This window comes from Bradyrhizobium sp. USDA 4461 (assembly GCF_054055655.1).
The window spans coordinates 6,685,107-6,705,543 of record NZ_JBSRXM010000001.1 but is presented as its reverse complement, the minus strand read 5'-3'; the positions used below and the strand labels follow the sequence as shown (position 1 = coordinate 6,705,543).

Here is a 20,437-nt window from a genome sequence, read left to right as displayed (position 1 = left end):
CGTGGTTCGCCCGCGGGGCATTTGAGCGAGGTGAGTACCGGTTCGGCCTGGAAAATGCATCAAGACCGGAATCCAGAGCTCCGTTCCGATTTAATCGGAACGGAAAGGCTCGAGGCATTGGATCACCCCGGGTCAGATCGCTAGATCAAACGCAGTCGTGTTGGCGGCATCCGACGACACGCCAACACTCTTCAAGAGCCGCTTGCGCTTGCTCGACGTCTTCCGATGAGTTCACGGCCTAGGTAAACGTGAACAGGCTCGCATCGAGTTGCGACGGAGCCACGCCGATCAACCAGGCAGCGTTGCCGGCCGCGTCGGTGACGATCGTCGTGTTGATGCCCGGCGAGTAGAACGAGGCGGCCTGGACGTCGGCGAATGAGTGCAGCGACGTGCCGGAGAAATTCAGCACGTCGTTGACGCCACCCGCATTGAAGTCCTCGATCACCATGACCTCGGGAGCCGCATCGGTGATCGCGAAAGTGTCCGAGCCACCGCCGCCCCAAGCGTAGTCGACGCCGCCGCCGCCGTTGATAACGTCAGCGCCGGAGCCCATCAGGAACACATCAACGCCGCTGCCGCCCGTGACCGTATCTCCGCCATCGGAGCCATAAACGTAGTTTTGGCCAGAGCCGCCGTAGATGACGTTGCCGTCGGTCTCGCCCGAGGAGACGAAGATATTCAGGCCCGATCCGCCATACATGGTATCGACGCCGGCGCCGCCGTAGAAGTAATTGGTGCCTTGTCCGCCGTAGAGATAATCCGCGCCGTCGCCACCAAACATCACGTTGACGTCGCTGGCAGAGGTGCCTCCTGAGCCGATCAGAACGTCGTTGCCCGATCCACCAAAGAGATAGTTGAAGCCGGCGCCGCCGTAGATGGAGTCATTGCCGTCTTCCCCGAGCAGCACGTCGAGTCCGGTACCGCCCACCAGCAGATCATCGCCGCTGCCGGCGTAGATGTAATTATTGCCATTTCCGGCGTAACCGGTGTCATTACCGTTTCCGAGGACAAGCACGTCGTTGCCTGATCCGCCGGTGACCAAGTCGTTGCCATCGCCGCCGTAAAGAAGATTGTTGCCGGGCCCACCGTCGACGGAGTCGTTTCCACCCCCGCCGTACATGGTATCATTGCCGTCCCCGCCCGAGAGCGAGTCACTCGCTGTAGAACCAGTGATCTGGTCATTGCCTGCAAAGAAGGCATTCATGAGCGCGGTGACAGGAATCTGGACCGTTCCTCCCGCGTACCATGAGCTGAAGTCGACTGCGACCGACGTATTGGTCACCGTGAAATAGGGGGACCCATTGTGCAGCACTGAAATCCCGGTAACTGTCCCTGATGCAGGAACCTGGACGAACAGGACAGTCGTATAAGTGAAATTGGTTCCGGTCACAGTGGTCGTGAAACCATTGTCGTTCGTGTAGGTGAATCCGGACGCGGTTTCGTTCGAAAACGCGGTTGCCAGATGAGCCAGATTGTTCTCGCTGAAGACGGAAAAAAGGGTCGCGAAACTGACGGCTTCGGTATTGGCCGTAAATGTCGTCATCTTGAAACCTCCGAAACAATGCCTTGTCCGCGAATGAGGCTTCCTAAAATATCCGGTCCAATTAACGACAGTTCAGTTGGGCTGGCCGACCGAACGTCGTGCAGGTCAAAGCCAGCATCAGGCAGGCAACTTACCGGCGAAAAATTTAGCAGAGCCCGCACGCCGCCGGTGTGAAGCAGGTTACACCGGCCGATCGTACGAGGCCCATTCGAGCAAGCTTGCCGGCCGGAGTCAATTGAAGTTGGTATGACGCTCGTCTATCCCTGCCTGCTGTTTCGAAGGACGGGGCGACCTGCGTCGGCCGGGATCAAACCCGGCCGACGTCGACGATGTAGGTCTGGTGGAGCAGGCGCCGTCCAGCTCGCCGAGCCTGATGAGCGAGGCATCGCCTGACTGCTTCATGTCGTCGCGCGCCGCATTGGGCGTGCGGGACCTCAGCACATTCCAGCTTCCCTCATGCCATCGCGCGCTCGGGCAGCAGCTCCGCGATCTGCACCGCGTTCAGCGCGGCGCCCTTGAGCAGCTGATCGGCGGCGACGAACATCGAGATCGAGTGGCCGCTGGGGTCGCTGAGATCCTTGCGGATGCGGCCGACCAGCACGTCGTCCTGGCCGGAGGCGTCGATCGGCATCGGAAAGTAGTTCTTGGCGCGATCGTCGACGATCTTGACGCCCGGCGCCTGCGCCATGATCGCGCGCACCTGGTCCTCGGTGATCGGCTTCTCGCATTCGAAGGTGATCGCCTCGCAATGCGCGCGCAGCACCGGCACCCGCACGCAGGTGACGCCGATCGCGATCTTCTCGTCCTCGAAGATCTTGCGGGTCTCCTTGATGACCTTGGTCTCTTCGTCGTTGTAGCCGGTCTCCGGATCGACCGCCGTATTGTGGTTGAACAGGTTGAAGGCGTAGGGGTGCGGCATCACCTTCGGGGTGTAGACCTGTCCGTTGAGATTGGCCCGGGTCGATTCGACGAGTTCGTCCATCGCGGCGGCGCCGGCACCGCTCGCGGCCTGATAGGTCGAGATGATGACGCGCTTGATGCGGTTCTTCTGGTGGATCGGCCATAGCGGCACCAGCGCGGTGATGGCGGCGCAGTTCGGGTTGGCGATGATGCCCTTGTGATCGCGGATCCGTCGCGCGTTGATCTCCGGGATCACCAGCGGCACATTCGGATCCATCCGGAAGGCGGAGGAGTTGTCGACCACGACGGCGCCGGACTTCACCGCAAGCGGCGCGAACTTCCTGGAGATGCCGCTGCCGGCCGAGAACAGCGCGATGTCGACGCCCTCGAAGGCGCGCTCGGTCAGCTCCTCGATCACCACCGGCTTGCCGCGGAAGGTGACGGTCTTGCCGGCCGAGCGAGCGCTCGCCAGCGCCTTCAGCTTGCCGACGCGGAAGCCGCGCTTGTCCATGGTGGCGATGAATTCGGCGCCGACTGCGCCGGTGACGCCGACAATCGCGACGACGGGATCGTTACTCACTTTGTCCTCCATTCGGGTTGAAATTCAGGCAACAAAAAAGCCCCGGACCTTCATCAGGCGGGGCTTCGGGCAGAGATGATGCGGTTCGACCGACTACGCGCGCACGCCTCCCGAGGCCCCGGAGGGCTTGGTGGTTTTGCTGGTGCGTTTGGTCGCGGTGATCATGGTGCGGACTTATGCGGGACAGATCGGCGTCCGTCAACGGCTTTTGGGCGAAAATCTGGCGAAGGATTACTGGGTATGCTCAGCGCCGGCGCGCGCCGGGCGGCTCGAGGATGACCTCTTTCAGATCGTTGCCGGCGAGCACGACGATGACGAAATTGAGCTTGCCGCGCTCGCGCATCAGGCCACCCGAGATCGCCTTGCCCGAGGTCGTGTGCTCGGCGACGCGCACCGCGTCCGCCAGGCGATGCCGGAGCGCCCTGAGCACCGTGAGGTTGTCGCGGTCGTCGGCATCGAGGGATGCCAGCGACGAAGGAGCCTCGCCACCGATGACTTCGCCGGTCGAGGCGTTGATGGCGTGCTGCCAGATGCGATCCCGCTGCATGGTCTTGACCCGGTAGACCGCGGGCTCGGTCGCCCCATCGAAGCTGACGTCAGCGGTGATCGCGCCGGAATGCAACGCCTCCGCGATCGCCATCGCCCTGCGCAGCGAGATCTGGGCCGCCTGGAAGCTGTCGAGCTCGCGGCGAACCGCGTGCACGTCGAGCGCGCTGTCGCTGTCCTGCGGGGTGAGGGCTGCGGCCGCCGAGTTCGTGATCGCATGCGCCGGCGAGGCGAAGGGCAGGGCCAGCAGCGCGGTGGCAAAGAGCCGCGTTCCGAATAGCCAAGGCCCAAATGTCCAAGGCAGCAGTCCGCGCAATCGTCCTGTTCTCATCGTCAAACCTGTATCGAACTCATGCTCGCGCGTTGCCCGCGCTTCGGATCGGCCTCTTGGGCCGGGAAAATGCGGCCGGCCCTTGTTAGTCAAAGGCCGGCCGCCGAACGTTCAGACGAAGCGATGGCGGCAGCTCCGTCCTAGACGATCGAAGTTTACAAGGCGGCGCAAAACCCATTGGGGGCTGATCCGGGTTCGGCGTCTCTTTGCAACTAAACAATACGGTTTCGTTCCGTTTATTCAAGGCTCATCACGGCAACGTGTAAGACGCGGAAACGATCCTATTAAACTGTCAGCGGGACGGCCGGCGGCGCACCTTCGCGGCCTCCTTGGCCGCCTCGTGCAGCCGGTCCCTTGGCCCGACGGCGCCGGCGAGGAACAGCCGGATCGACACTTCCATCCGCGTCTCGGCGGCTTTCATGTCGATCGGAATCCCGAATGTCGCCATCCGATGGGTGTGGCCGACCACCATGTTGAGGAAGGTCTCGGCCGCAATCGTGGTATCTTCGAGGTCGAGGGCGCCCTTGTCGACCAGATGGTCGAAGAAATCCGCCGTCGTGGACACGGCTTTCGACCAGCCCTCGTCGACCGCGAGCTTGGCGACCTCAGGGAAATTGATCGCCTGCGCGGTCAGGATCCGGCTGAAGGCGATCGAATCGGCGCTGCAATTCAGCACCAGCAATTGGCGGCCGAGATCGATCAGCCGCTCCTCGACCTGGCCGTCACAGTTGCCGTCGCCGTGCATCTCGGCGGCGGCGGCGGCGAGCGGTGCAAGCCAACGGGCGATCTCGCGCCGGAGCACCGCGGCGAACAGACCGCGCTTGTCGCCATACTGCCCATAGACCGTGGGCTTGCTGACGCGGGCGGCCTCGGCCACCGCGTCGATCGATGTCGCCTCGAAGCCGCGCTCGAGGAACAGGCGCGTGGCGACCTCGATCAGCCGTTGGTCGCGCTCGATCGCAGCGTCCCGGGTCGGCCGGCCGCCGCGTGACTTGATCACGCCGCGTTTGGTCGCCTTGTTGGCCACCTTGGCCTTGGTTGCCGTCAATCCCATTGCCCATTCATCTCGTTGTGCGTCGGACGGGTCCCTCCGGTCTATAACCCGCGCGATGCGGATTCGTCCATTCGGCGGTATCGGGGGCGGGCCGCTCAGGGCGGCGTCGCGGTCCAGGCCTGGCCTGCGGCGGCCTTGTCGTAGCCGTACTGGTAGAGCGCACGCATATAGCCGGTGTCGAAGCCCTGGGTTTCCGGCGCCGGGTAATCGCGCTCGATATAGGACAAATGGAAGCCCAGCCGGTTGCGGCGGGCGAAATCATAGGTCGACAGGATCACGGAGCGGGTCTGCGCCTGCGTGATCGCGGAAATGCTGCGTGAGGCGACGTCGATCGTCGAGTTCGACACCAGCTCAAAATTGCCTTCGAGCTTCTTGTTGACGAGGATGTAGATGTTCATGCGGCCATTGGCGGGCCAGGCGCGCTCGCGGAACATCAACGCGTCGGGCAGCGTCAGCACCGGCGCGGTGACGCCGCCATCGACATGCATCTCCTGGAAGCGGCGGCCCTGGCCCTCGGCGTCGATCATGATCGGTGGAAACACCAGCGGGATCGAGGCGGAGGCAGCCATCACGTCGCGAAACAGCTGCAACGCGTCCGGCGTTCCGACCGCGGCGATCCGCCCCATGTCCCAGATCACGGTGCGTTGGGTGTCGAGATCGGTGGTGACGATCAGGAGCTTGCGGCCCTTGGTGTTCTCGCGCGCCACCTCGCTCAGGATGTCCGGACCGACATAACGCGCCACCAGTTCGCGCAGCCGCTTGTTGCCGAACAGGCCGGAGCCGAACAGCACCCGCATCAGGCTCGGGTCCTGCAGCAGGCTCTCCGCGATGCCTGAGGTATAGACCTCCTTCAGCGTGTCGTCGTAGCGCGAGCCGAGGAATGCAAAGGGCGCTATCAGGCCGCCGGTGCTGACGCCGGAGACAACCGAGAAGGAGGGACGGTTACCGGCCGCGGTCCAGCCGCTGAGGACACCGACGCCGTAGGCGCCGTCGGCGCCGCCGCCGGAGAGGGCGAGGTAGGTCTTGATCGGGGCGAGGTTGTCCTTCTCGAGTTTGAATTTGGACGCCGGCTCGTCGGCATAACGGCGCAGCCCGTCGAGATCGAGGACCCGCGAACTGGCGGCGTCGGCGGCCGTATACGGCGTGCGCGGGATCGAGCTGCAGGCCGCCAGCACGACCGCAAGCCCGCACAGCAGGGCCGCTTGCCGGATCATGCGCACGATCGTCATCCGATTGCGGATGCCGTCAGGCCGGGCGCTGGAGGGGGAGGACATCGCGATCGGGTTTCGGGCGGGATTGCTGTCGCGGCGGGACGGTCCACCGCCATATTGTTGACATAAAACGATACGGTTTCGTTTTGTTTAACGGAGGCACGGTTCCAGAGCAAGCTTGCGTTCGGCTGTGCGCGTTCACGAAGTCGCGCGGAAGCTGTTACCCGACGGGTTGATCGGGCGTCAGTGACACGCAATAAGCAGCCGCATGACGCTTCCCAATCATTTCGAGCTCTTGGCAACCGACGGCGCCGCCCGTACCGGCCGCCTGACCACGCCGCATGGCCTCGTGCGGACGCCCGCCTTCATGCCGGTCGGCACCGCAGGGGCGATGAAGGGCATGCACTGGCGCGAGGTGCGCGATGCCGGCGCCGATATCGTGCTCGGCAACACCTATCATCTCATGCTCCGGCCGGGCGCCGAGCGCATTGCCGGGCTTGGCGGCCTGCAGCGCTTCACCGGCTGGGGCGGCCCGATGCTGACGGATTCCGGCGGCTTCCAGGTGATGTCGCTCTCGGAATTGCGCAAGGTGACCGAGAAGGCTGTGACCTTCCGTTCGCATATCGACGGCGCCAAGGTCGAACTGTCGCCGGAGCGCTCGATCGAGGTGCAGCGGCTGCTCGGCTCCGACATCGCGATGCAGATGGACGAATGCGTGCGGTTGCCGGCCGAGCGCGCCAACATCGAGCGCGCGATGCAGCTCTCGCTGCGCTGGGCCGAGCGCTCCAAGCGCGCCTTCGAAAGTGCACCGGACGGTTACATGCTGTTCGGCATCGTGCAGGGCGGCGATATCCCCGACCTCCGTCACGCCAGCGCACGCGGGCTGACCGACATCGGCTTTCACGGTTACGCGATCGGCGGCCTCGCAGTCGGCGAACCGCAGGCGGTGATGCTGTCGATGATCGAGGAGACCGCACCGGCGCTGCCGGAGGATCGGCCGCGCTATCTGATGGGTGTCGGCACGCCGGAGGACATTCTGGAGGCGGTGGCGCGCGGCGTCGACATGTTCGACTGTGTGATGCCGACACGGAACGGACGCCACGGCATGGCATTCACCCGGTTCGGCCAGATCAATTTGCGCAACGCCCGGCACATCGACGACCCGCGTCCGCTCGACGAGGAGAGTTCGTGGCCGGCGGCACGCGACTATTCGCGCGCTTATCTGCATCACCTGGTGCGATCAGGCGAAACACTTGGGGCAATGCTGCTGTCCGAGATTAATGTCGCCTATTACCAGGAACTGATGCAGGGCATCCGCGATGCGGTGGCGAGCGGCACGTTCGAGGATTTCAGAACGAAAACGCGCGCCGGTTGGGCGCGCGGGGACATCGCTCAGAGGTGAGCTTATGTGATCAGTTGCACACGATCGGTTTGACCGCGTGCTTGGTCACGAACCCGTAACCGCAGGTGTCGCAGGTCCAGAGGTAGCTGATCAAATTGGCGTGGAGGTAGGCCGACGCTTCCGCCGCAACCATGGAATCCGCACACACCGGACAGGTCGGCAAATCGCTGCCGCGCGGATCGGGCCGAGACGCCGTGGTCGGCAGAACTTCAGCAAGAGCTGGCATGTGACCTCCTTTGCGTTCTGAGCTGCACCTGACGAAAGTATATAAGCGCACTTGTTTGACCATGTCGCAACACAAATGCGTAGGTTTTACGTTATTTGGCTGAGGTTCGATTTTGCGATGCAACGAATTCGCGTCGCGACCGTTTCACACTTGCGCGTTGTGGTGCGCTGCCTCAAATGAGCAAGACCGCATATTTCCAGCATATCCCGCAACGAGGAGCCGCTTGATGGACGCGCCGTCGACAATGAGTGCAGTGCAACCCGGACGCGGCCGCGTCTTTGACTCCATCGTTGATGCGATCGGTTCGACGCCGATCGTGCGGCTGCGCCGACTGCCGCAGGCGGCAGGCGTCAACGCGACGATCCTCGCCAAGCTCGAATACTTCAACCCGGCGGCCAGCGTGAAGGACCGCATCGGTGCGGCGATGATCGTGGCGATGGAGAAGGCCGGCATCATCAACACCGATACCGTGCTGATCGAGCCGACCTCGGGCAATACCGGCATTGCGCTCGCCTATGTGGCCGCGTCGCGCGGCTACCGGCTCAAGCTCGTGATGCCGGAATCGATGTCGATCGAACGGCGGCGGATGCTGGCGTTCCTCGGCGCCGAGATCGTGCTGACGCCGGCGGCGCAGGGCATGAAGGGCTCGATCGCGACCGCGGAAGAACTGGTGCGCACGACGCCCAACGCGGTGATGCCGCAGCAGTTCAAGAACCTCGCCAATCCAGAAATCCATCGCCGCACCACCGCCGAGGAGATCTGGAACGACACCGGCGGCACCATCGACTATTTCGTCGCCGGCGTCGGCACCGGCGGCACCATCACCGGTGTCGGCCAGGTGCTGAAGCCGCGCAAGCCGTCGCTGCGGGTGGTCGCCGTGGAGCCGGAGGAGAGCCCGGTGCTGTCGGGCGGCCAGCACACTCCGCACAAGATCCAGGGCATCGGCGCAGGCTTCATCCCTGACATCCTCGACCGCTCGGTGATCGACGAGATCGTCAAGGTCAACAGCGCGACCGCGATCGAGACCTCGCGCGCGCTGGCGCGCAACGAAGGAATCCCCGGCGGTATCTCCTCGGGCGCCGCGATCGCGGCCGCCTTGCAGATCGGCAAGCGGCCGGAAGCTGCGGGCAAGACTATTCTGGCGATTGTGCCGTCATTCTCGGAGCGCTATCTCTCGACAGCGTTGTTTGAAGGAATTTGAGCCACAGGAATCCCAGACATGGCCGACCAGCCGAGACGTCCGCGAACCCTGAATGATGCCCGCAGCGAGGCCGAGGCGGCGTTCAAGCGCGCCACCACCAAGGTCGCCGACGCGGTGCCGAAGACGGTGGCCGTGCCCGGCGTCCGCGAGCAGGTCACGCTGCGGATCGACCAGGACGTGCTGGAGTATTTCCAGGAAGGCGGTCCCGGCTGGCAGGACCGCATCAATGCGGCCCTGCGCAAGGCCGCGGGGAAGTAGCGCTTTCTGGACCAGGGAGCCCGGGAGATCCCGGGCTCTCTGCTACGATAGGCAAGCTGCGCTGGACGTGGCGCGACGCGAGATCATTTCGCGTGCGCCGGCGCCTTTCCGCCCGGCGTCAGGTTCAAGAGGTTGCCGGCCAGGATCATCGCCGCGCCGAGCACCGTGTAGGCGTCGAGCCGCTCGGCATAGATCAGCCATCCGACGATGGCCGTCAGCGGCACCCGGACGAAATCCATCGGGATCACCACGGTCGCGTCGGCGTGGAGCAACGCACGCGCCATGCAATAATGCGAGAAGGTGCCGCAGAATGCGATCACGGCGAGCCAGCCCCAGGTCGACAGCGGCGGCCAGGTCCAGACATAGAGCGCGGGCCCGATGCTGGCGAGCGACTGCACCACCAGCATCCAGAACATGATGGTCAGTGTCTGCTCGGTTCGGGTCAGCGATTTGACCACGACGACCGAGATGCCGAAGCCGACGGCCGCGCCGAGCGCGATCAGCTGGCCCGGATTGATCGCGCCGGCCGGCCGCACGATGACGAGCACGCCGACCAGTCCCAGCACGATCGCGACCACCTTCCAGGATGTCATGCGTTCGCCGAGAAAGCTCGCCGCCAGGATCGCGGTCCAGATCGGCATCGTGAATTCGATCGCCACAACCTGGCCGAGCGGGATCAGGGTCAGCGCATAGAACCAGCCGAGCTGGGCGCAGAAATGGATCAGGTTACGCGCGATGTGGACGTGCACGCGTGCGGTCTTCACCACGGCAAGCCCGCCATTCATGGCGATCAGCGGATACAGCATCACGAAGCCGAGCACGCCGCGCACCGCCATCAGCTGGAAGACGTTGACCTCGCGCGTCGCCTCGCGACCGGCCACCGCCACGATCAGCATCAGCGCGAGCCAGCCGGACATCCACAGCGCGGCGCGGGTCTTTGAGGGTGTGCGATCCATGACGGAAAAGAGGTGAGGAGGGATTCCCGGTATCGGCGAGCTGCCACGAATTTGCAACGCGCAATTCCGTCGACCGGTGGTGCGCCGGCTGCGCGATCTCTGCTAAGCACAAGATGTCATTCCGGGATGGTTCGAAGAACCAGGCCCGGAATCTCGAGATTCCGGGTTCGCCCGCTTTCGCGTGCGCCCCGGAATGACAATCAGGGAGGATCTGCTCATGCGTGTCTTGCAACCGGCCGAATGGTCGAAACCCCGCGGCTTCTCGCACGGTGTCGCGTTCGACGCGCCGCGGCAAATGGATCGTGCTCGCAGGCCAGACCGGCGGCGACGAGAAGGGCGATTACGCCTCCGACATGGCCGCCCAGGTCGGCACCGCGCTGAAGCGCATCGTCAAGCTGTTGAACGAGGCCGGCGCCGGCCCCGAGCACATCGTGCGCCTGACCTGGTACCTGACCAGCCGCAGCGAATACGAGGCCGCGGGCGCCGGCATCGGCGCGGCGTGGAAGGAGACGCTCGGGCGCAATTTCCCGCCGTCGACGCTGCTCTATATCGACGGTCTGGTCGATCAGCGCGCCAAGGTCGAGATCGAGGTTACGGCGTTCGTGCCGGCCGCATAGCGCCGCTGGACGCGCGCGGGGTCATTGACGCGCGGCCAAATGAAAAGCCCCCGGGGATGACCCCGAGGGCTTTTCTCGTCGCAGGACGATTGATTACTTCGACAGCGTGATGTTGGCGCCGCGGAACTGGCTGTCGGCCCTGATGGTGACCGACTGCTTGTTGCCGCTGGTGCGCATCGAGATGTCGGCGTTGAAGCCGGGGGCGCTGGCCACGACCTGGAAGTTGCCGCCGCCGCCACGACCGCGCAGATCGCCGCTGACATTGCGGCTGGATTCGCTCCACGATCCAGTCACCGCGCTGCCTTCAGCCTGTACGTCGGCCGCCAGGTTGAACTTGTAGGCGTCGCTGGCGCAGGTGAGGCTCATGGTCATCCTGGGCCCGCCGACGTGATAGGTCGCACGGCAGCGAATCCGCTCGCTGGATCCATCGTCCAGCGTGACCGAGCCGGCGCCCGACCAGGTGCCGGCCATGCCGGCGAACGGGCCGGACTGCGCATGGCCCGCCGTGCTCGCGAGGGCGGTCACGAAAAACGCGGCGGCTGCAAATGCGGGCCGCCGCGCGCTGGCGAAGAAACTTGATAGGCTGGTGATCTTACTGACGGGATGCTTCCCATCGGCCGCTGCACGGTACGCCAGCTGATGCCCCATTCCACTTCCCCGATCCGGAGTTGCCACTGAGTTGTCCGTTCGCATATGCACCATTGATCGAGACTCGCACAAGTCCCCCACTGCCGACGGTGCCGGAGATCGCCGCACCCTGTGCCGAGATCTTTCCTTCGGCGACGGTCACGGTCGAGCTCTGCGACGGCTCGCAGCTTCCGGTCTTAGTGACGACAGTGACGTTCCAAAGGCCGTCATAAGGCTGCTGAGCGGACGCGGGAGCAGCGGTGAGGGCGGCAGCCGAAGCGACCAAAATCAGGTCGCGGATGCGGATCGAACGCATGAATCAAATCCCTGTAATTTCGTGTGATGACGCGGCTTATCCTGTCACAATGTGTTCAAAATTTGCTGCGTCGCGGGAACCCCCGAATGTTCCTGTGAACTCAAACACATCATAGTGAATCTGGTTCCGGCTCAGGAACGAAAGAATCGTGTCTCCTCGTTTCTAGATGTGGTATTTTAGTACCTAGATGCGGCCTAGTGCTTGCCGGGGCTCAGGTTGGGCGCCTTGGTCGCAAACTGCTCGTCCTGCGGCTTGGCCGGCAGCGTGCCATTGACCTTGCCGTAGTCGATGACCTCGCCGAGCAGACGTAAGCCGAGCGGCGCCAGCGCGCGCTCCCACAACTCGCGGGCGGTCTCGCCCTTCTTGACGAACACCCAGTCCTGCGCGGCGATCGCGCCGGCATCCATGCGATCGGCGAGATGATAGATGCTGCCGCCGGCGATCGGATCGCCTTCCTTGATGGTCCATTCCACCGCCGCGATGCCGCGGTGACGCGGCAACAGCGATGGGTGGTATCCGATGCCGCCGAGCTTGGCGACGGCGAGCGCCTCCTTGCTGACGCGGGCGTGACTGTGGGCGGTGACGATCAGGTCGGTGCCGGGCGCGATCTCCGCGGCGGTCACCAGCTTGGGATCGGCCTGGACCACGACCTCGATGCCCGCCGCCCGGGCTGCGGCCGCCAGCCGGTCCTCGCCGTCATGGACGACCACCCTGACCAGCGTGACGTGGTGCTCGCGCAGCATGTTCAGGGTCGTCACGCCGAAATGGCGGGAACCGACGAGGGTAATGCGCATGGGATCAATTCCGTGGGGGTTACTTTGGACCTATCGAGGGCTGCCGCTATGCCGATAGCACACAGCGGCCGCCCGTTTTGCTGTCCTGCCCGTTATCAACAGGCCGGCCGGCTGGCAATGTCAGGCCGCCGGCGCCTTGCTCGCCAGCACCTTGTCGATGCGTCGGCCGTCGAGGTCGACGATCTCGAAATTCCAGCCCTGCGCGGTGGTTTTCGCGCCGGTATCGGGGATCGCGCCGAACGCGTGCAGCAGGAAGCCGGCCGCGGTCTGGTAAGGCCGCGGCGAGGGCAGCGTGATGCCGAGCAGCTCGCTGAATTCCAGCGCCGGCATCCAGCCTGAAATCAAATAGGAGCCGTTATCGCGCCTGACATAGGCCGGCTCGGCCGGGCCCTGCTCGGTATGGAAGGCGCCGACGATGGCCTCGAGGATGTCGGCGCTGGTGACCACGCCCTGGAAGGTGCCGTACTCATCATGCACGAGGCCGATATGCACCGCGGAGTCGCGCAGGATCGCGACCACGTCGCGGGCGTCGACGGTCTCCGGGATGATCGGCGCATCGCGCGTCAGCGCGCGGATGTCGGGGGTCTGGCCGGCGAGGTAGACGTCGAGCACGTCCTTGGCCTGCACGATGCCGAGCGCATGATCGCGGTTGCCGTCGAACACCACGCAGCGCGAGTGATTGCTCCTCTGCAACGTCGCCAGGATTTCGGGCGCGGGCGCGGCGAGGTCGATCAGGCTGACCTCGTGGCGCGGCGTCATCACGGCACCGACCGGCAGGTCGCCGAGCCGCATCACACCGGCGATCATTTCCTTTTCGCCGGGCTCGAGCACGCCGGCGTTCTCGGCCTCGACCACCAGCGTCTTGATCTCGTCTTCGCTGACGCGGTCCTGGGCGTCCTCGCGATGGCCGAGCAGCCACAGCAGCGACTTGCCGGAGCGGTCGAGCAGCCACACCACCGGCAGCGACAGTTTCGCCATCACCGTCATCGCCGGTGCGGCGCGCACCGCGATCGCCTCGGGATCGCGCAGCGCGATCTGCTTCGGCACCAGTTCGCCGACGATCAGCGAAGCATAGGTGATGACGCCGACGACAATGCCGACACCGGCGGCGTCGGCGACGTTGGCCGGCACGCCAAGCTCGAACAGCCATTGCGAGAGCCGCTGGCCGAGCGTGGCGCCCGAGAAGGCGCCCGAGAGCACGCCGATCAGCGTGATGCCGATCTGCACGGTGGAGAGGAATTTTCCGGGATCGGAGGCCAGCGCCAGCGCGCGGCGCGAGCCGCTGACGCCGCGTTCGACCAGCGCGGCGAGGCGCGCCGGACGCGAGGAGACGATCGCGAGCTCCGACATCGACAACAGACCGTTGACGACGATCAAGACCGTCACGATCGCAAGTTCCAGATATAACACGGGAGTCCCCAAAAGCTTCAGCGGCGTTGGCCGCCCGACGACGCCCAATATAGGCATGCCGGCGAGGTTTTGCTCTGCCTCAGCGCCTCCCGCACAAGCAGAGGGGGCGGATGGGTTGATCGCGGCATTTTGGCGCGCCGGCAGACGGACGCTAGACGAGGATCCGCAGTTCCGGCCTGGCGAACGTCCTGCCCGAAGGCAGGGGCTGGCTCAGCCGTTCGGACGCCGCCTGCAGCTGCACGCGCAGATCGGCGTTGCATTGCTTCATCTGGTTGCGCAGTTCGCGGCGGGAGAAGGCGGTGAGCGAGGGATCCGCAAGCTGCTGCCAGGCGTTGCGGAGCCATTCCTGCAATTCGCGAATATTTTGATCCAAACCGTCGGGCTGGGTCATGCTGCCAAATCCCACGAAGCGATCAGTTGCAAAGTAACGCTGATTCGCCTCGCTTCACCTAGCGCTATGTTGTGTTGGGCGCGGTCGCGGCGGGGGAGATCGGGTGTGGGCAGGCGCGTGCTGCGCGCGTCAGCGCAGGTTGCGGGGGCCGCTGCGCAGGAGATCCAGCGCGACCGGCAGCGCGAGGAACAGTGCAGCCGTCATCGATAGATCACGCGTCTGAAGCGCGGTCAGGCCGAGATCGTATTGGGCGAGATAGGCCAGTATGATCGCGATGTAGGCGGCGACGCAAATCGCGACCGCGATGCCCGCGAAGTCGGTCTTGCTGTCGGTCTCCGAGTCCATGGCGGCACCACTGCGTTGCGGGAGTGGTGTAGCGTGGCTCGCCTTCACCGACTATGAGCTGGATCACGGGGGATCGCGACACCGACTTGACGATCAGGCGCGGAAGAGGTCGCGACCAAACCTCGCTTCGGCACTCTGCCTAGCGCGGCGGGCTGCCTTGCGGTTGGCTTTCGCGCGGGAGCTTGATCGGGACGTGGGGCGAGGTGCTCACCACCCGCGGGCTTCCGTCGGAACGGGTCTGGCCGTTCAGCAATGTCTCAAGAACCAAAAAGAATTTTTCAGAAAGCATGGGCGTAGCCCTCGTCGTCTAATTTCCTTGTGTCGCGGCGCCCCGCGGAAAATTCGATCAACAAAATGCGAGTCGCACCGGCATGGCGATGCTGCGGCGCAGGGTCTTCGAGACGCAATCCGGAAAATTACCGCTGCCCGCGCCGTCAACGCAGCAAGGCTTGCGCGAAATAGTTGCCAAGTTCCTAACGATTGCCGGCGCCGCACGTGATGGCACTCACCGTTCCTTCAAGGATGCACGTTAACGATAGGCGTATGGATCGTGACCAGGACATCGACGAAGGATTCGGATCGGCACTGCGCCGCAGCTACGGCCGGCTGGCCTGGTGGATCGTGCGGCTCAACCGCGTGTTCGAGCCGTCTCGCGCGGCCGAGCCGTCGCGGACCGAGGTCCCGCCGCGCCGCGCCGTTCCGCCCCGGCGGCCGCATCCGCCGCGCCCCGAGTAACCCTCACCAGAATACCATCGTCTACTGTATCGGCAGTGCGGCCGGGCTGCTATTCATGCGCCATCCGCGGACCCCACGGTCCGCCGTTTTTGACGATGCGGCCGTGCGGCCGCGCAAGCTGCGAGGGACGGATACAATGATCGAGACGGTTGGCATTATCGGCGCCGGAACCATGGGCAACGGCATCGCGCAGATCTGCGCGGCGGCGGGGCTTGCTGTCACCATGGTGGATATTTCCGACGCGGCGGTGCAGCGCGGCCTGAAGACGGTCGGGAGCAGTCTCGAGCGCCTGGTTGCGAAGGAGAAGATGACCGCCGCCGATCGCGACGCGACGCTGGCGCGCATCGATGCCACCACCGACAAGTCAAAGCTCGCCTCCTGCGATCTCGTGATCGAAGCCGCGACCGAGAACGAGGAGCTCAAGGTCAAGATCCTCAGGGATCTCTGCGCCGGCTTGAAGCCGAGCGCGCTGGTTGCGACCAACACCTCGTCGATCTCGATCACCCGCCTGGCAGCCTCGACCGATCGTCCCGACCGCTTCATCGGGATGCATTTCTTCAATCCGGTGCCGGTGATGGCATTGCTCGAATTGATCCGCGGGTTGCAGACCTCCGACGACACGGTCGCCAAGGCCGAAGCGTTCGCCAAGCGCGTCGGCAAGGTCGCGATCACCGCGAAGAACAGCCCGGGCTTTGCGGTCAACCGCATCCTGTGCCCGATGATCAACGAGGCGATCTTCGCGCTGCAGGAAGGCATCGCGACCGCGGAGGAGATCGACGCCGGCATGAAGCTCGGCTGCAACCATCCGATCGGCCCGCTCGCGCTCGCCGACCTGATCGGGCTCGACACCATGCTGTCGGTGATGGAGGTGTTCTACACCGGCTTCAACGATCCCAAGTACCGGCCGGCGCCGCTGCTGAAGGAGATGGTCGATGCCGGTCATCTCGGCCGCAAGACCGGGCAGGGGTTCTACAGCTACAGCAAGTGATTTCCGCGCACGGCCGACCCCGTAGTCATCCGGGATGGATCGCGCCGACAAGCTCGCGTAACCACGACGTCTGATCCGCCACTGAGGCGGGGGACATCAGACACGAGGCCCGGTCTCCTAGGCACACCGGGCCTCGTGTTTTTTGTAGGCGCTTGTATGCGCCAAGCCCGTTCGCGGCAGTTTTTCCGTTTCAAGGCACGCCGTCATGCGCGGGTCACAGCTTCTTGAGCCGGCGAGCGAAAACCTCGCAGATTTGGCCTGCGTACCTACATCGACGGCTGGGTGCCGATTGAGAAGGAAGCAGGATCATGCGCAGCACGAATTGGGCGCGTCTCGCGTTCGCCGCGCTCGGGACGAGCTGGATTGTCGGCGCCGCACAGCCGGCGGCGGCCGACCCTTACGACTATCCCTGGTGCATCCAGGGCAAGGAGGAGGGGTATCCCGGTTACTGCGGTTACCAGACCTACCAGCAGTGCCAGGCGTCGGCATCAGGCCGCGCTGCGAGCTGCGGCATCAATCCGCGCGTTGCGTTCAGCCAGCCGCGCGCGGCGCCCCGGGCGCTCCGCTGAGCGGCGAGGCCGGCGGCCATCCGGCCAACAGGCACGATGGTTGCATTGGCTGTGAATGGAGAATTGGCCCCCTGGAGAGCACATGGGCGAGATCATCAGGTTCATCTCGAAGTCTGAACTGGAACGGGCGCGTCTGATCCGCGAGGCCCGCGCCAACTACGAGCGCATCTTTCCGTCGGCCGATGCGGCCGACGCGCAAGGCGCTGCCGTCGAGGGCGACGGCAGCGAGGCGTCGTCGAAGCGGTAGCCGTGGCGATTGCCCTCGGGGCGCCAGGCAGGGACAAGGCAAACGCTGCGATGTGGAAACGGATCTGGCGGGTCTGGACGATCGACAAGCCGGCGGCGCTGGGCGATTGGCTGTGGCAGATCCTGGTCGTCGAACTCGCCGCCTTGCTCGACCGGCTGACGCTGCGCAAGCTGATCGCGCTGATCCCGGTCGTCATCCTGATCGGCGCTTATTGGCACCGGATTCCGCTGCCGCCCGAGTTGATGCTGGTGGGCGATCTGCTGGCCTATATCGACATCTTCTCGATGATCTTCCTGGTCGGCCTGTTCACGCGGGTCGCGACCGTCATGGTCGTCGTCAGGCAGGCCATCGATGTCGTCGGCGGCGCGCTGCGGCGGGTGCACCGGTTCGGGATTCGTCACCGCCGCGCCAAGGACGGCCTGCGGCGCAGGCGGCGGACGCGGGCGGAGTCCGAGGACGATGACGGCGCCGTCATTGCAGGCCTGGCCTGGGCCTAATCCGGGGTCGCCGGACTGTGCCGATGCGAGCTCGAGAGATCTGTCGGAGCCGGCTGGGATCGATGAAACGCAAGACCCATCTGGAAGCTCCAGACGCCGAAGACCAGTGCGCCGGCCGCACAGGCGGCCACGAAGGCCCAATCGCGTTTCTTCATCTGGTTCAACAACCAACCCCATGCCGAATCAACCGCGGCCCGCTCCGACGACAGGACTGCCGGGCAAGACTCACGCATTCTGGGGCAGTCGGGCGCGCCTGTCGATTCGCACCGCGCGCATCGGCAGCGGTCACGCAGCGGTGATGATCACATCATGCATCCAGCAACACTGCGAATGAATCGGCCGGTGCCCGCAACAATCTTGCCAAATTTTCACTAGGTCGCGGGAGCACTCAGTTCGAAGATGCAAAACCAACCGGACGAATCGCAATGACCGAACTTGAGGAGCTTCGCTACTTCGAGCACCAGTGCCTGGAGATGGCGGAGCAATCCACGTTGCCGGATGCCCGACGCGCGCTTGAGATCCTGGCGCGCAACTACGCCACCGCCGCCGAGGTCGTCGAGCGGCGCGCCCAATCCGCCAACACCGCGCTCACGCAACTGTTTCGCTGCCTGGGGCTTTGAGGGCAATTACGGGCAAATCCGCGAATGCGAACCTGACGGAAACCTGCTCCGGTTCCCCGCCGTCAGCGCGGTTTCCGACCAGGTGGAATCCAGGGGAAATAGGGCATCGCAAGCGACTCTAACGGTCTTCCTCCGCGGGTCCGTGACAATGCGTCGAATGCGCCACGATGTTGAACAGGCGTTCAGAAAAGTTCCGAACTAGTTCCTGCAACATGCGCGGACGCCGGTCGTTGTCACGGCGTACTGGAAGGAGGATGTCATGACGAAGTTGACTTACGCACTCGCCGCCGTTGCGGCTCTCTCGATTGCGGCACCGACCATCGCCAGCGCGCAGGGCGTGGGCGTCTATATCGGCGGCGACCGCGGCTACTACGGCGATCGATATGAGGGTCGTCGCGTCTATCGGGACTATGATCGTGGCTGGCACCATGGTTGGTACAACCACCATCGTGACTACGATCGCGACCGCGGTGTAGTGATCCGTGGACACGACTGGGACGACTAGTAAGTCCCGATCTCCATCACGCGGAAGGGCCCCGCTTCGGCGGGGCCCGTCCTCGTCGGCGAGCGCCATGCGTGCCGCCCGCGCGAACAACGTTTCCTTAACCCGACTCACGCAACCTCGTCCTAGGCCGTCTGGATGGGCCGCTAGCAGAAGGCCGCCACGAGACGTTACGTGGCGGCCTTTTGCTTCTCACAGTGCTGAGGGAGACGACCGATGGACTACGGCGCCTTCACCGACGCCAGCCTGAAGATGATGTACGAAGCCATCCGCGGCGCGCTGAAAGCCGACGATGAATTCGAGGCCAACGGCGAAGACCCGAAATTCCGTGTCCGCTCGACGCCGGAGTGGAAACGGCACGCCGGCAGTCTCGAAGCCGAGATGCTCAAGCGCGGGCTCCCGCTCGAGATCATCGACTGGACAGGCGGTCAGGGCGAACTGCCGCTGACGGTGGACCCGTGAGCTCGCGGCGCCAACGCCCAGGCTATCCCTTGGGAATGGGTTTCCCGCCCGCGGGACCCATTGGCCTGGGACCGGTCAGGGGCGGCGGGCTGATGGATGGAAACGGGATCTGATCCATTTCGTGGGTTGCTTTTTCCGGTCGTTTCCCGGGGCTGATCTCATCGTCCAATGACGGGCAAATCTTTTCCCAGCCCGGACCGTAGGCCGTGTCCAGAAAATCGATTCGATCGGTCTCGAAGGTCTGCACGATCCGTTGCCTGCTGCAGGCGGAGACGATTGCGGTTTTGGCTTCTTTGCCGAGGGGACCTGTCAGCGAATAGCGCAGCGTGACCGGTGCGCCGCACCGATTGACGACAGTCCATGTCTGCAACGTGCCGTCCTTCGTCTTGACGGGGCCCGTCAGGCAGCTCTGTGCATTGGCCGTTGCGGCAAGCACGCAAGGCACGAGCCAAACTGCGACAGTCCTGGCAAGTTTCATGTGCGAGCTCCTGGCATCGCATTTTGCACGCCGAAGGAGAGATGGCTACCGCCAGGCGCTCGCCTCGCTCGCGCTCAGGAGGTATGCTGCGGCCATCCGTGGGGAGCTTTGAGGAGTGTATCCGTGCGCGTCATACGAGATGGATTTCTTTCGCTGCTGGCCTTGGGAGCGCTGACGCTGGAAGGTCACGCGCAAGCCCCGATCGCAGCATTGGAGTGCGATTTTCCAGCCGCCTCGACCGATGACTGGAACATGGCTGCCTCGACCCTGCAATACTACGTTGATCCAGCCGGAGGTTGGAAAGCGAGCCAGGATTCCTTTTCCTTCGATGGCCCGACAAATATCACGATCGGTGGCAATGATCTCGTCGCTTCGCTGTCGATCACGATTTCCCGACAGTCTGGCAAGGCGACCAAGACCCTGTCGTCGGGAGGGAAATCGCTGACCGTCAGCGGCGAATGCAAGAAAATGGCATCCGACGGACGTAAGTTCTAAGCGCATTTATCCTCGATCATTGCAACACGACCATTCGGCGGCCTCGGCTTTTCAATTTTTGTCTTCAGTCCTATCCCCGTCGGTGGAGAGTCTCAGGGCGTATCTTTCAGCGAAATCAAAAGTTCGAGCACTGTTC

At 64.2% G+C, this 20,437-nt stretch carries 26 protein-coding genes and 1 pseudogene; 13 read left to right on the top strand and 14 right to left on the bottom strand.

Annotation, left to right across the window (positions count from 1 at the left end; all coding sequences use genetic code 11):
* Positions 1-238 precede the first annotated feature (238 nt).
* From ACVINW_RS31600 to ACVINW_RS31580, 5 genes are all read right to left on the bottom strand, one after another.
* Positions 239-1,543, bottom strand: coding sequence for a calcium-binding protein (locus tag ACVINW_RS31600; RefSeq protein WP_456754887.1), 1,305 nt, complete (start codon positions 1,541-1,543; stop codon positions 239-241).
* 454 nt (positions 1,544-1,997) lie between these two features.
* A complete protein-coding gene (locus tag ACVINW_RS31595) occupies positions 1,998-3,035 on the bottom strand; it encodes an aspartate-semialdehyde dehydrogenase (protein WP_456754886.1) in 1,038 nt (345 codons plus the stop codon).
* A 232-nt stretch (positions 3,036-3,267) separates the two neighbouring features.
* Positions 3,268-3,885, bottom strand: a complete 618-nt coding sequence (locus tag ACVINW_RS31590; protein ID WP_456754885.1) for a PepSY domain-containing protein — start codon at positions 3,883-3,885, stop codon at positions 3,268-3,270.
* A 307-nt stretch (positions 3,886-4,192) separates the two neighbouring features.
* The gene (locus ACVINW_RS31585; protein ID WP_456754884.1) at positions 4,193-4,954 is read right to left on the bottom strand and encodes a TetR/AcrR family transcriptional regulator; all 762 of its coding nucleotides are present in this window, start codon (positions 4,952-4,954) and stop codon (positions 4,193-4,195) included.
* Positions 4,955-5,049: 95 nt separating this feature from the next.
* Positions 5,050-6,168, bottom strand: coding sequence for a patatin-like phospholipase family protein (locus ACVINW_RS31580; RefSeq protein ID WP_456754883.1), 1,119 nt, complete (start codon positions 6,166-6,168; stop codon positions 5,050-5,052).
* Positions 6,169-6,433: 265 nt separating this feature from the next.
* On the opposite strand from ACVINW_RS31580, the gene tgt reads away from it, so the two are divergent.
* Positions 6,434-7,567 (top strand): tRNA guanosine(34) transglycosylase Tgt, encoded by a 1,134-nt coding sequence (tgt, locus tag ACVINW_RS31575; protein WP_456754882.1) that lies wholly within the window; start codon positions 6,434-6,436, stop codon positions 7,565-7,567.
* 10 nt (positions 7,568-7,577) lie between these two features.
* Here the strand turns inward: tgt and ACVINW_RS31570 are convergent, their stop codons facing one another.
* Positions 7,578-7,793 (bottom strand): hypothetical protein, encoded by a 216-nt coding sequence (locus ACVINW_RS31570; protein WP_456754881.1) that lies wholly within the window; start codon positions 7,791-7,793, stop codon positions 7,578-7,580.
* A gap of 226 nt (positions 7,794-8,019) precedes the next feature.
* Between ACVINW_RS31570 and cysK the strand changes: the two genes are divergently transcribed.
* Together cysK and ACVINW_RS31560 are read left to right on the top strand one after the other, a co-directional pair.
* Positions 8,020-8,994, top strand: coding sequence for a cysteine synthase A (cysK, locus tag ACVINW_RS31565; protein ID WP_456754880.1), 975 nt, complete (start codon positions 8,020-8,022; stop codon positions 8,992-8,994).
* 18 nt (positions 8,995-9,012) lie between these two features.
* Positions 9,013-9,252, top strand: coding sequence for a BrnA antitoxin family protein (locus tag ACVINW_RS31560; protein WP_050400483.1), 240 nt, complete (start codon positions 9,013-9,015; stop codon positions 9,250-9,252).
* Positions 9,253-9,335: 83 nt separating this feature from the next.
* Here the strand turns inward: ACVINW_RS31560 and ACVINW_RS31555 are convergent, their stop codons facing one another.
* Positions 9,336-10,208 (bottom strand): DMT family transporter, encoded by an 873-nt coding sequence (locus ACVINW_RS31555; RefSeq protein ID WP_456754879.1) that lies wholly within the window; start codon positions 10,206-10,208, stop codon positions 9,336-9,338.
* Positions 10,209-10,425: 217 nt separating this feature from the next.
* On the opposite strand from ACVINW_RS31555, the pseudogene ACVINW_RS31550 reads away from it, so the two are divergent.
* Positions 10,426-10,825: pseudogene (locus tag ACVINW_RS31550) on the top strand (RidA family protein).
* 93 nt (positions 10,826-10,918) lie between these two features.
* Here the strand turns inward: ACVINW_RS31550 and ACVINW_RS31545 are convergent.
* The 6 genes from ACVINW_RS31545 to ACVINW_RS31520 form a co-directional block, all read right to left on the bottom strand.
* Positions 10,919-11,473, bottom strand: a complete 555-nt coding sequence (locus ACVINW_RS31545; RefSeq protein WP_456754878.1) for a hypothetical protein — start codon at positions 11,471-11,473, stop codon at positions 10,919-10,921.
* The gene (locus ACVINW_RS31540) at positions 11,418-11,768 is read right to left on the bottom strand and encodes a hypothetical protein (protein ID WP_456754877.1); all 351 of its coding nucleotides are present in this window, start codon (positions 11,766-11,768) and stop codon (positions 11,418-11,420) included. The genes ACVINW_RS31545 and ACVINW_RS31540 overlap by 56 nt, the downstream gene beginning before the upstream one ends.
* A 194-nt stretch (positions 11,769-11,962) precedes the next feature.
* Positions 11,963-12,562 (bottom strand): formyltransferase family protein, encoded by a 600-nt coding sequence (locus ACVINW_RS31535; protein WP_456754876.1) that lies wholly within the window; start codon positions 12,560-12,562, stop codon positions 11,963-11,965.
* 120 nt (positions 12,563-12,682) lie between these two features.
* The gene (locus ACVINW_RS31530) at positions 12,683-13,972 is read right to left on the bottom strand and encodes a hemolysin family protein (protein WP_456754875.1); all 1,290 of its coding nucleotides are present in this window, start codon (positions 13,970-13,972) and stop codon (positions 12,683-12,685) included.
* A 151-nt stretch (positions 13,973-14,123) separates the two neighbouring features.
* The gene (locus ACVINW_RS31525; protein ID WP_456754874.1) at positions 14,124-14,363 is read right to left on the bottom strand and encodes a hypothetical protein; all 240 of its coding nucleotides are present in this window, start codon (positions 14,361-14,363) and stop codon (positions 14,124-14,126) included.
* 129 nt (positions 14,364-14,492) lie between these two features.
* A complete protein-coding gene (locus ACVINW_RS31520; protein ID WP_456754873.1) occupies positions 14,493-14,708 on the bottom strand; it encodes a hypothetical protein in 216 nt (71 codons plus the stop codon).
* A gap of 543 nt (positions 14,709-15,251) precedes the next feature.
* On the opposite strand from ACVINW_RS31520, the gene ACVINW_RS31515 reads away from it, so the two are divergent.
* From ACVINW_RS31515 to ACVINW_RS31480, 8 genes are all read left to right on the top strand, one after another.
* Positions 15,252-15,443: a hypothetical protein gene (locus ACVINW_RS31515; RefSeq protein WP_456754872.1), complete on the top strand. Its 192-nt coding sequence runs from the start codon at positions 15,252-15,254 to the stop codon at positions 15,441-15,443.
* A gap of 55 nt (positions 15,444-15,498) precedes the next feature.
* Positions 15,499-16,431: a 3-hydroxybutyryl-CoA dehydrogenase gene (locus ACVINW_RS31510; RefSeq protein ID WP_456754871.1), complete on the top strand. Its 933-nt coding sequence runs from the start codon at positions 15,499-15,501 to the stop codon at positions 16,429-16,431.
* 308 nt (positions 16,432-16,739) lie between these two features.
* Positions 16,740-17,000: a DUF3551 domain-containing protein gene (locus tag ACVINW_RS31505; protein ID WP_456754870.1), complete on the top strand. Its 261-nt coding sequence runs from the start codon at positions 16,740-16,742 to the stop codon at positions 16,998-17,000.
* 82 nt (positions 17,001-17,082) lie between these two features.
* Complete coding sequence (locus ACVINW_RS31500; protein ID WP_456754869.1) at positions 17,083-17,247, top strand: hypothetical protein; 165 nt, start codon at positions 17,083-17,085, stop codon at positions 17,245-17,247.
* A gap of 50 nt (positions 17,248-17,297) precedes the next feature.
* Complete coding sequence (locus ACVINW_RS31495) at positions 17,298-17,744, top strand: hypothetical protein (protein ID WP_456754868.1); 447 nt, start codon at positions 17,298-17,300, stop codon at positions 17,742-17,744.
* 425 nt (positions 17,745-18,169) lie between these two features.
* Positions 18,170-18,364 (top strand): hypothetical protein, encoded by a 195-nt coding sequence (locus tag ACVINW_RS31490; protein ID WP_456754867.1) that lies wholly within the window; start codon positions 18,170-18,172, stop codon positions 18,362-18,364.
* 259 nt (positions 18,365-18,623) lie between these two features.
* A complete protein-coding gene (locus ACVINW_RS31485; RefSeq protein ID WP_456754866.1) occupies positions 18,624-18,869 on the top strand; it encodes a hypothetical protein in 246 nt (81 codons plus the stop codon).
* A gap of 213 nt (positions 18,870-19,082) precedes the next feature.
* On the top strand, positions 19,083-19,328 hold the full coding sequence (locus tag ACVINW_RS31480) for a hypothetical protein (protein WP_456754865.1): 246 nt from the start codon (positions 19,083-19,085) through the stop codon (positions 19,326-19,328).
* A gap of 22 nt (positions 19,329-19,350) precedes the next feature.
* Here ACVINW_RS31480 and ACVINW_RS31475 read toward each other — a convergent pair whose 3' ends face one another.
* Positions 19,351-19,806: a hypothetical protein gene (locus tag ACVINW_RS31475; RefSeq protein ID WP_456754864.1), complete on the bottom strand. Its 456-nt coding sequence runs from the start codon at positions 19,804-19,806 to the stop codon at positions 19,351-19,353.
* Positions 19,807-19,929: 123 nt separating this feature from the next.
* Between ACVINW_RS31475 and ACVINW_RS31470 the strand changes: the two genes are divergently transcribed.
* Positions 19,930-20,301 (top strand): hypothetical protein, encoded by a 372-nt coding sequence (locus ACVINW_RS31470; RefSeq protein WP_456754863.1) that lies wholly within the window; start codon positions 19,930-19,932, stop codon positions 20,299-20,301.
* Positions 20,302-20,437: the final 136 nt, after the last annotated feature.

What these genes read in the sequence shown, in the direction of transcription:
- ACVINW_RS31600 (WP_456754887.1), bottom strand. Translation starts at nt 1,543, where the DNA reads ATGACGACATTTACGGCCAATACCGAAGCCGTCAGTTTCGCGACCCTT.
- ACVINW_RS31595 (WP_456754886.1), bottom strand. Translation starts at nt 3,035, where the DNA reads ATGGAGGACAAAGTGAGTAACGATCCCGTCGTCGCGATTGTCGGCGTC.
- ACVINW_RS31585 (WP_456754884.1), bottom strand. Translation starts at nt 4,954, where the DNA reads ATGGGATTGACGGCAACCAAGGCCAAGGTGGCCAACAAGGCGACCAAA.
- ACVINW_RS31580 (WP_456754883.1), bottom strand. Translation starts at nt 6,168, where the DNA reads ATGATCCGGCAAGCGGCCCTGCTGTGCGGGCTTGCGGTCGTGCTGGCG.
- tgt (WP_456754882.1), top strand. Translation starts at nt 6,434, where the DNA reads ATGACGCTTCCCAATCATTTCGAGCTCTTGGCAACCGACGGCGCCGCC.
- ACVINW_RS31570 (WP_456754881.1), bottom strand. Translation starts at nt 7,793, where the DNA reads ATGCCAGCTCTTGCTGAAGTTCTGCCGACCACGGCGTCTCGGCCCGAT.
- cysK (WP_456754880.1), top strand. Translation starts at nt 8,020, where the DNA reads ATGGACGCGCCGTCGACAATGAGTGCAGTGCAACCCGGACGCGGCCGC.
- ACVINW_RS31560 (WP_050400483.1), top strand. Translation starts at nt 9,013, where the DNA reads ATGGCCGACCAGCCGAGACGTCCGCGAACCCTGAATGATGCCCGCAGC.
- ACVINW_RS31555 (WP_456754879.1), bottom strand. Translation starts at nt 10,208, where the DNA reads ATGGATCGCACACCCTCAAAGACCCGCGCCGCGCTGTGGATGTCCGGC.
- ACVINW_RS31545 (WP_456754878.1), bottom strand. Translation starts at nt 11,473, where the DNA reads ATGGGGCATCAGCTGGCGTACCGTGCAGCGGCCGATGGGAAGCATCCC.
- ACVINW_RS31540 (WP_456754877.1), bottom strand. Translation starts at nt 11,768, where the DNA reads ATGCGTTCGATCCGCATCCGCGACCTGATTTTGGTCGCTTCGGCTGCC.
- ACVINW_RS31535 (WP_456754876.1), bottom strand. Translation starts at nt 12,562, where the DNA reads ATGCGCATTACCCTCGTCGGTTCCCGCCATTTCGGCGTGACGACCCTG.
- ACVINW_RS31525 (WP_456754874.1), bottom strand. Translation starts at nt 14,363, where the DNA reads ATGACCCAGCCCGACGGTTTGGATCAAAATATTCGCGAATTGCAGGAA.
- ACVINW_RS31520 (WP_456754873.1), bottom strand. Translation starts at nt 14,708, where the DNA reads ATGGACTCGGAGACCGACAGCAAGACCGACTTCGCGGGCATCGCGGTC.
- ACVINW_RS31515 (WP_456754872.1), top strand. Translation starts at nt 15,252, where the DNA reads ATGGATCGTGACCAGGACATCGACGAAGGATTCGGATCGGCACTGCGC.
- ACVINW_RS31510 (WP_456754871.1), top strand. Translation starts at nt 15,499, where the DNA reads ATGCGCCATCCGCGGACCCCACGGTCCGCCGTTTTTGACGATGCGGCC.
- ACVINW_RS31505 (WP_456754870.1), top strand. Translation starts at nt 16,740, where the DNA reads ATGCGCAGCACGAATTGGGCGCGTCTCGCGTTCGCCGCGCTCGGGACG.
- ACVINW_RS31500 (WP_456754869.1), top strand. Translation starts at nt 17,083, where the DNA reads ATGGGCGAGATCATCAGGTTCATCTCGAAGTCTGAACTGGAACGGGCG.
- ACVINW_RS31495 (WP_456754868.1), top strand. Translation starts at nt 17,298, where the DNA reads ATGTGGAAACGGATCTGGCGGGTCTGGACGATCGACAAGCCGGCGGCG.
- ACVINW_RS31490 (WP_456754867.1), top strand. Translation starts at nt 18,170, where the DNA reads ATGACCGAACTTGAGGAGCTTCGCTACTTCGAGCACCAGTGCCTGGAG.
- ACVINW_RS31485 (WP_456754866.1), top strand. Translation starts at nt 18,624, where the DNA reads ATGACGAAGTTGACTTACGCACTCGCCGCCGTTGCGGCTCTCTCGATT.
- ACVINW_RS31480 (WP_456754865.1), top strand. Translation starts at nt 19,083, where the DNA reads ATGGACTACGGCGCCTTCACCGACGCCAGCCTGAAGATGATGTACGAA.
- ACVINW_RS31475 (WP_456754864.1), bottom strand. Translation starts at nt 19,806, where the DNA reads ATGAAACTTGCCAGGACTGTCGCAGTTTGGCTCGTGCCTTGCGTGCTT.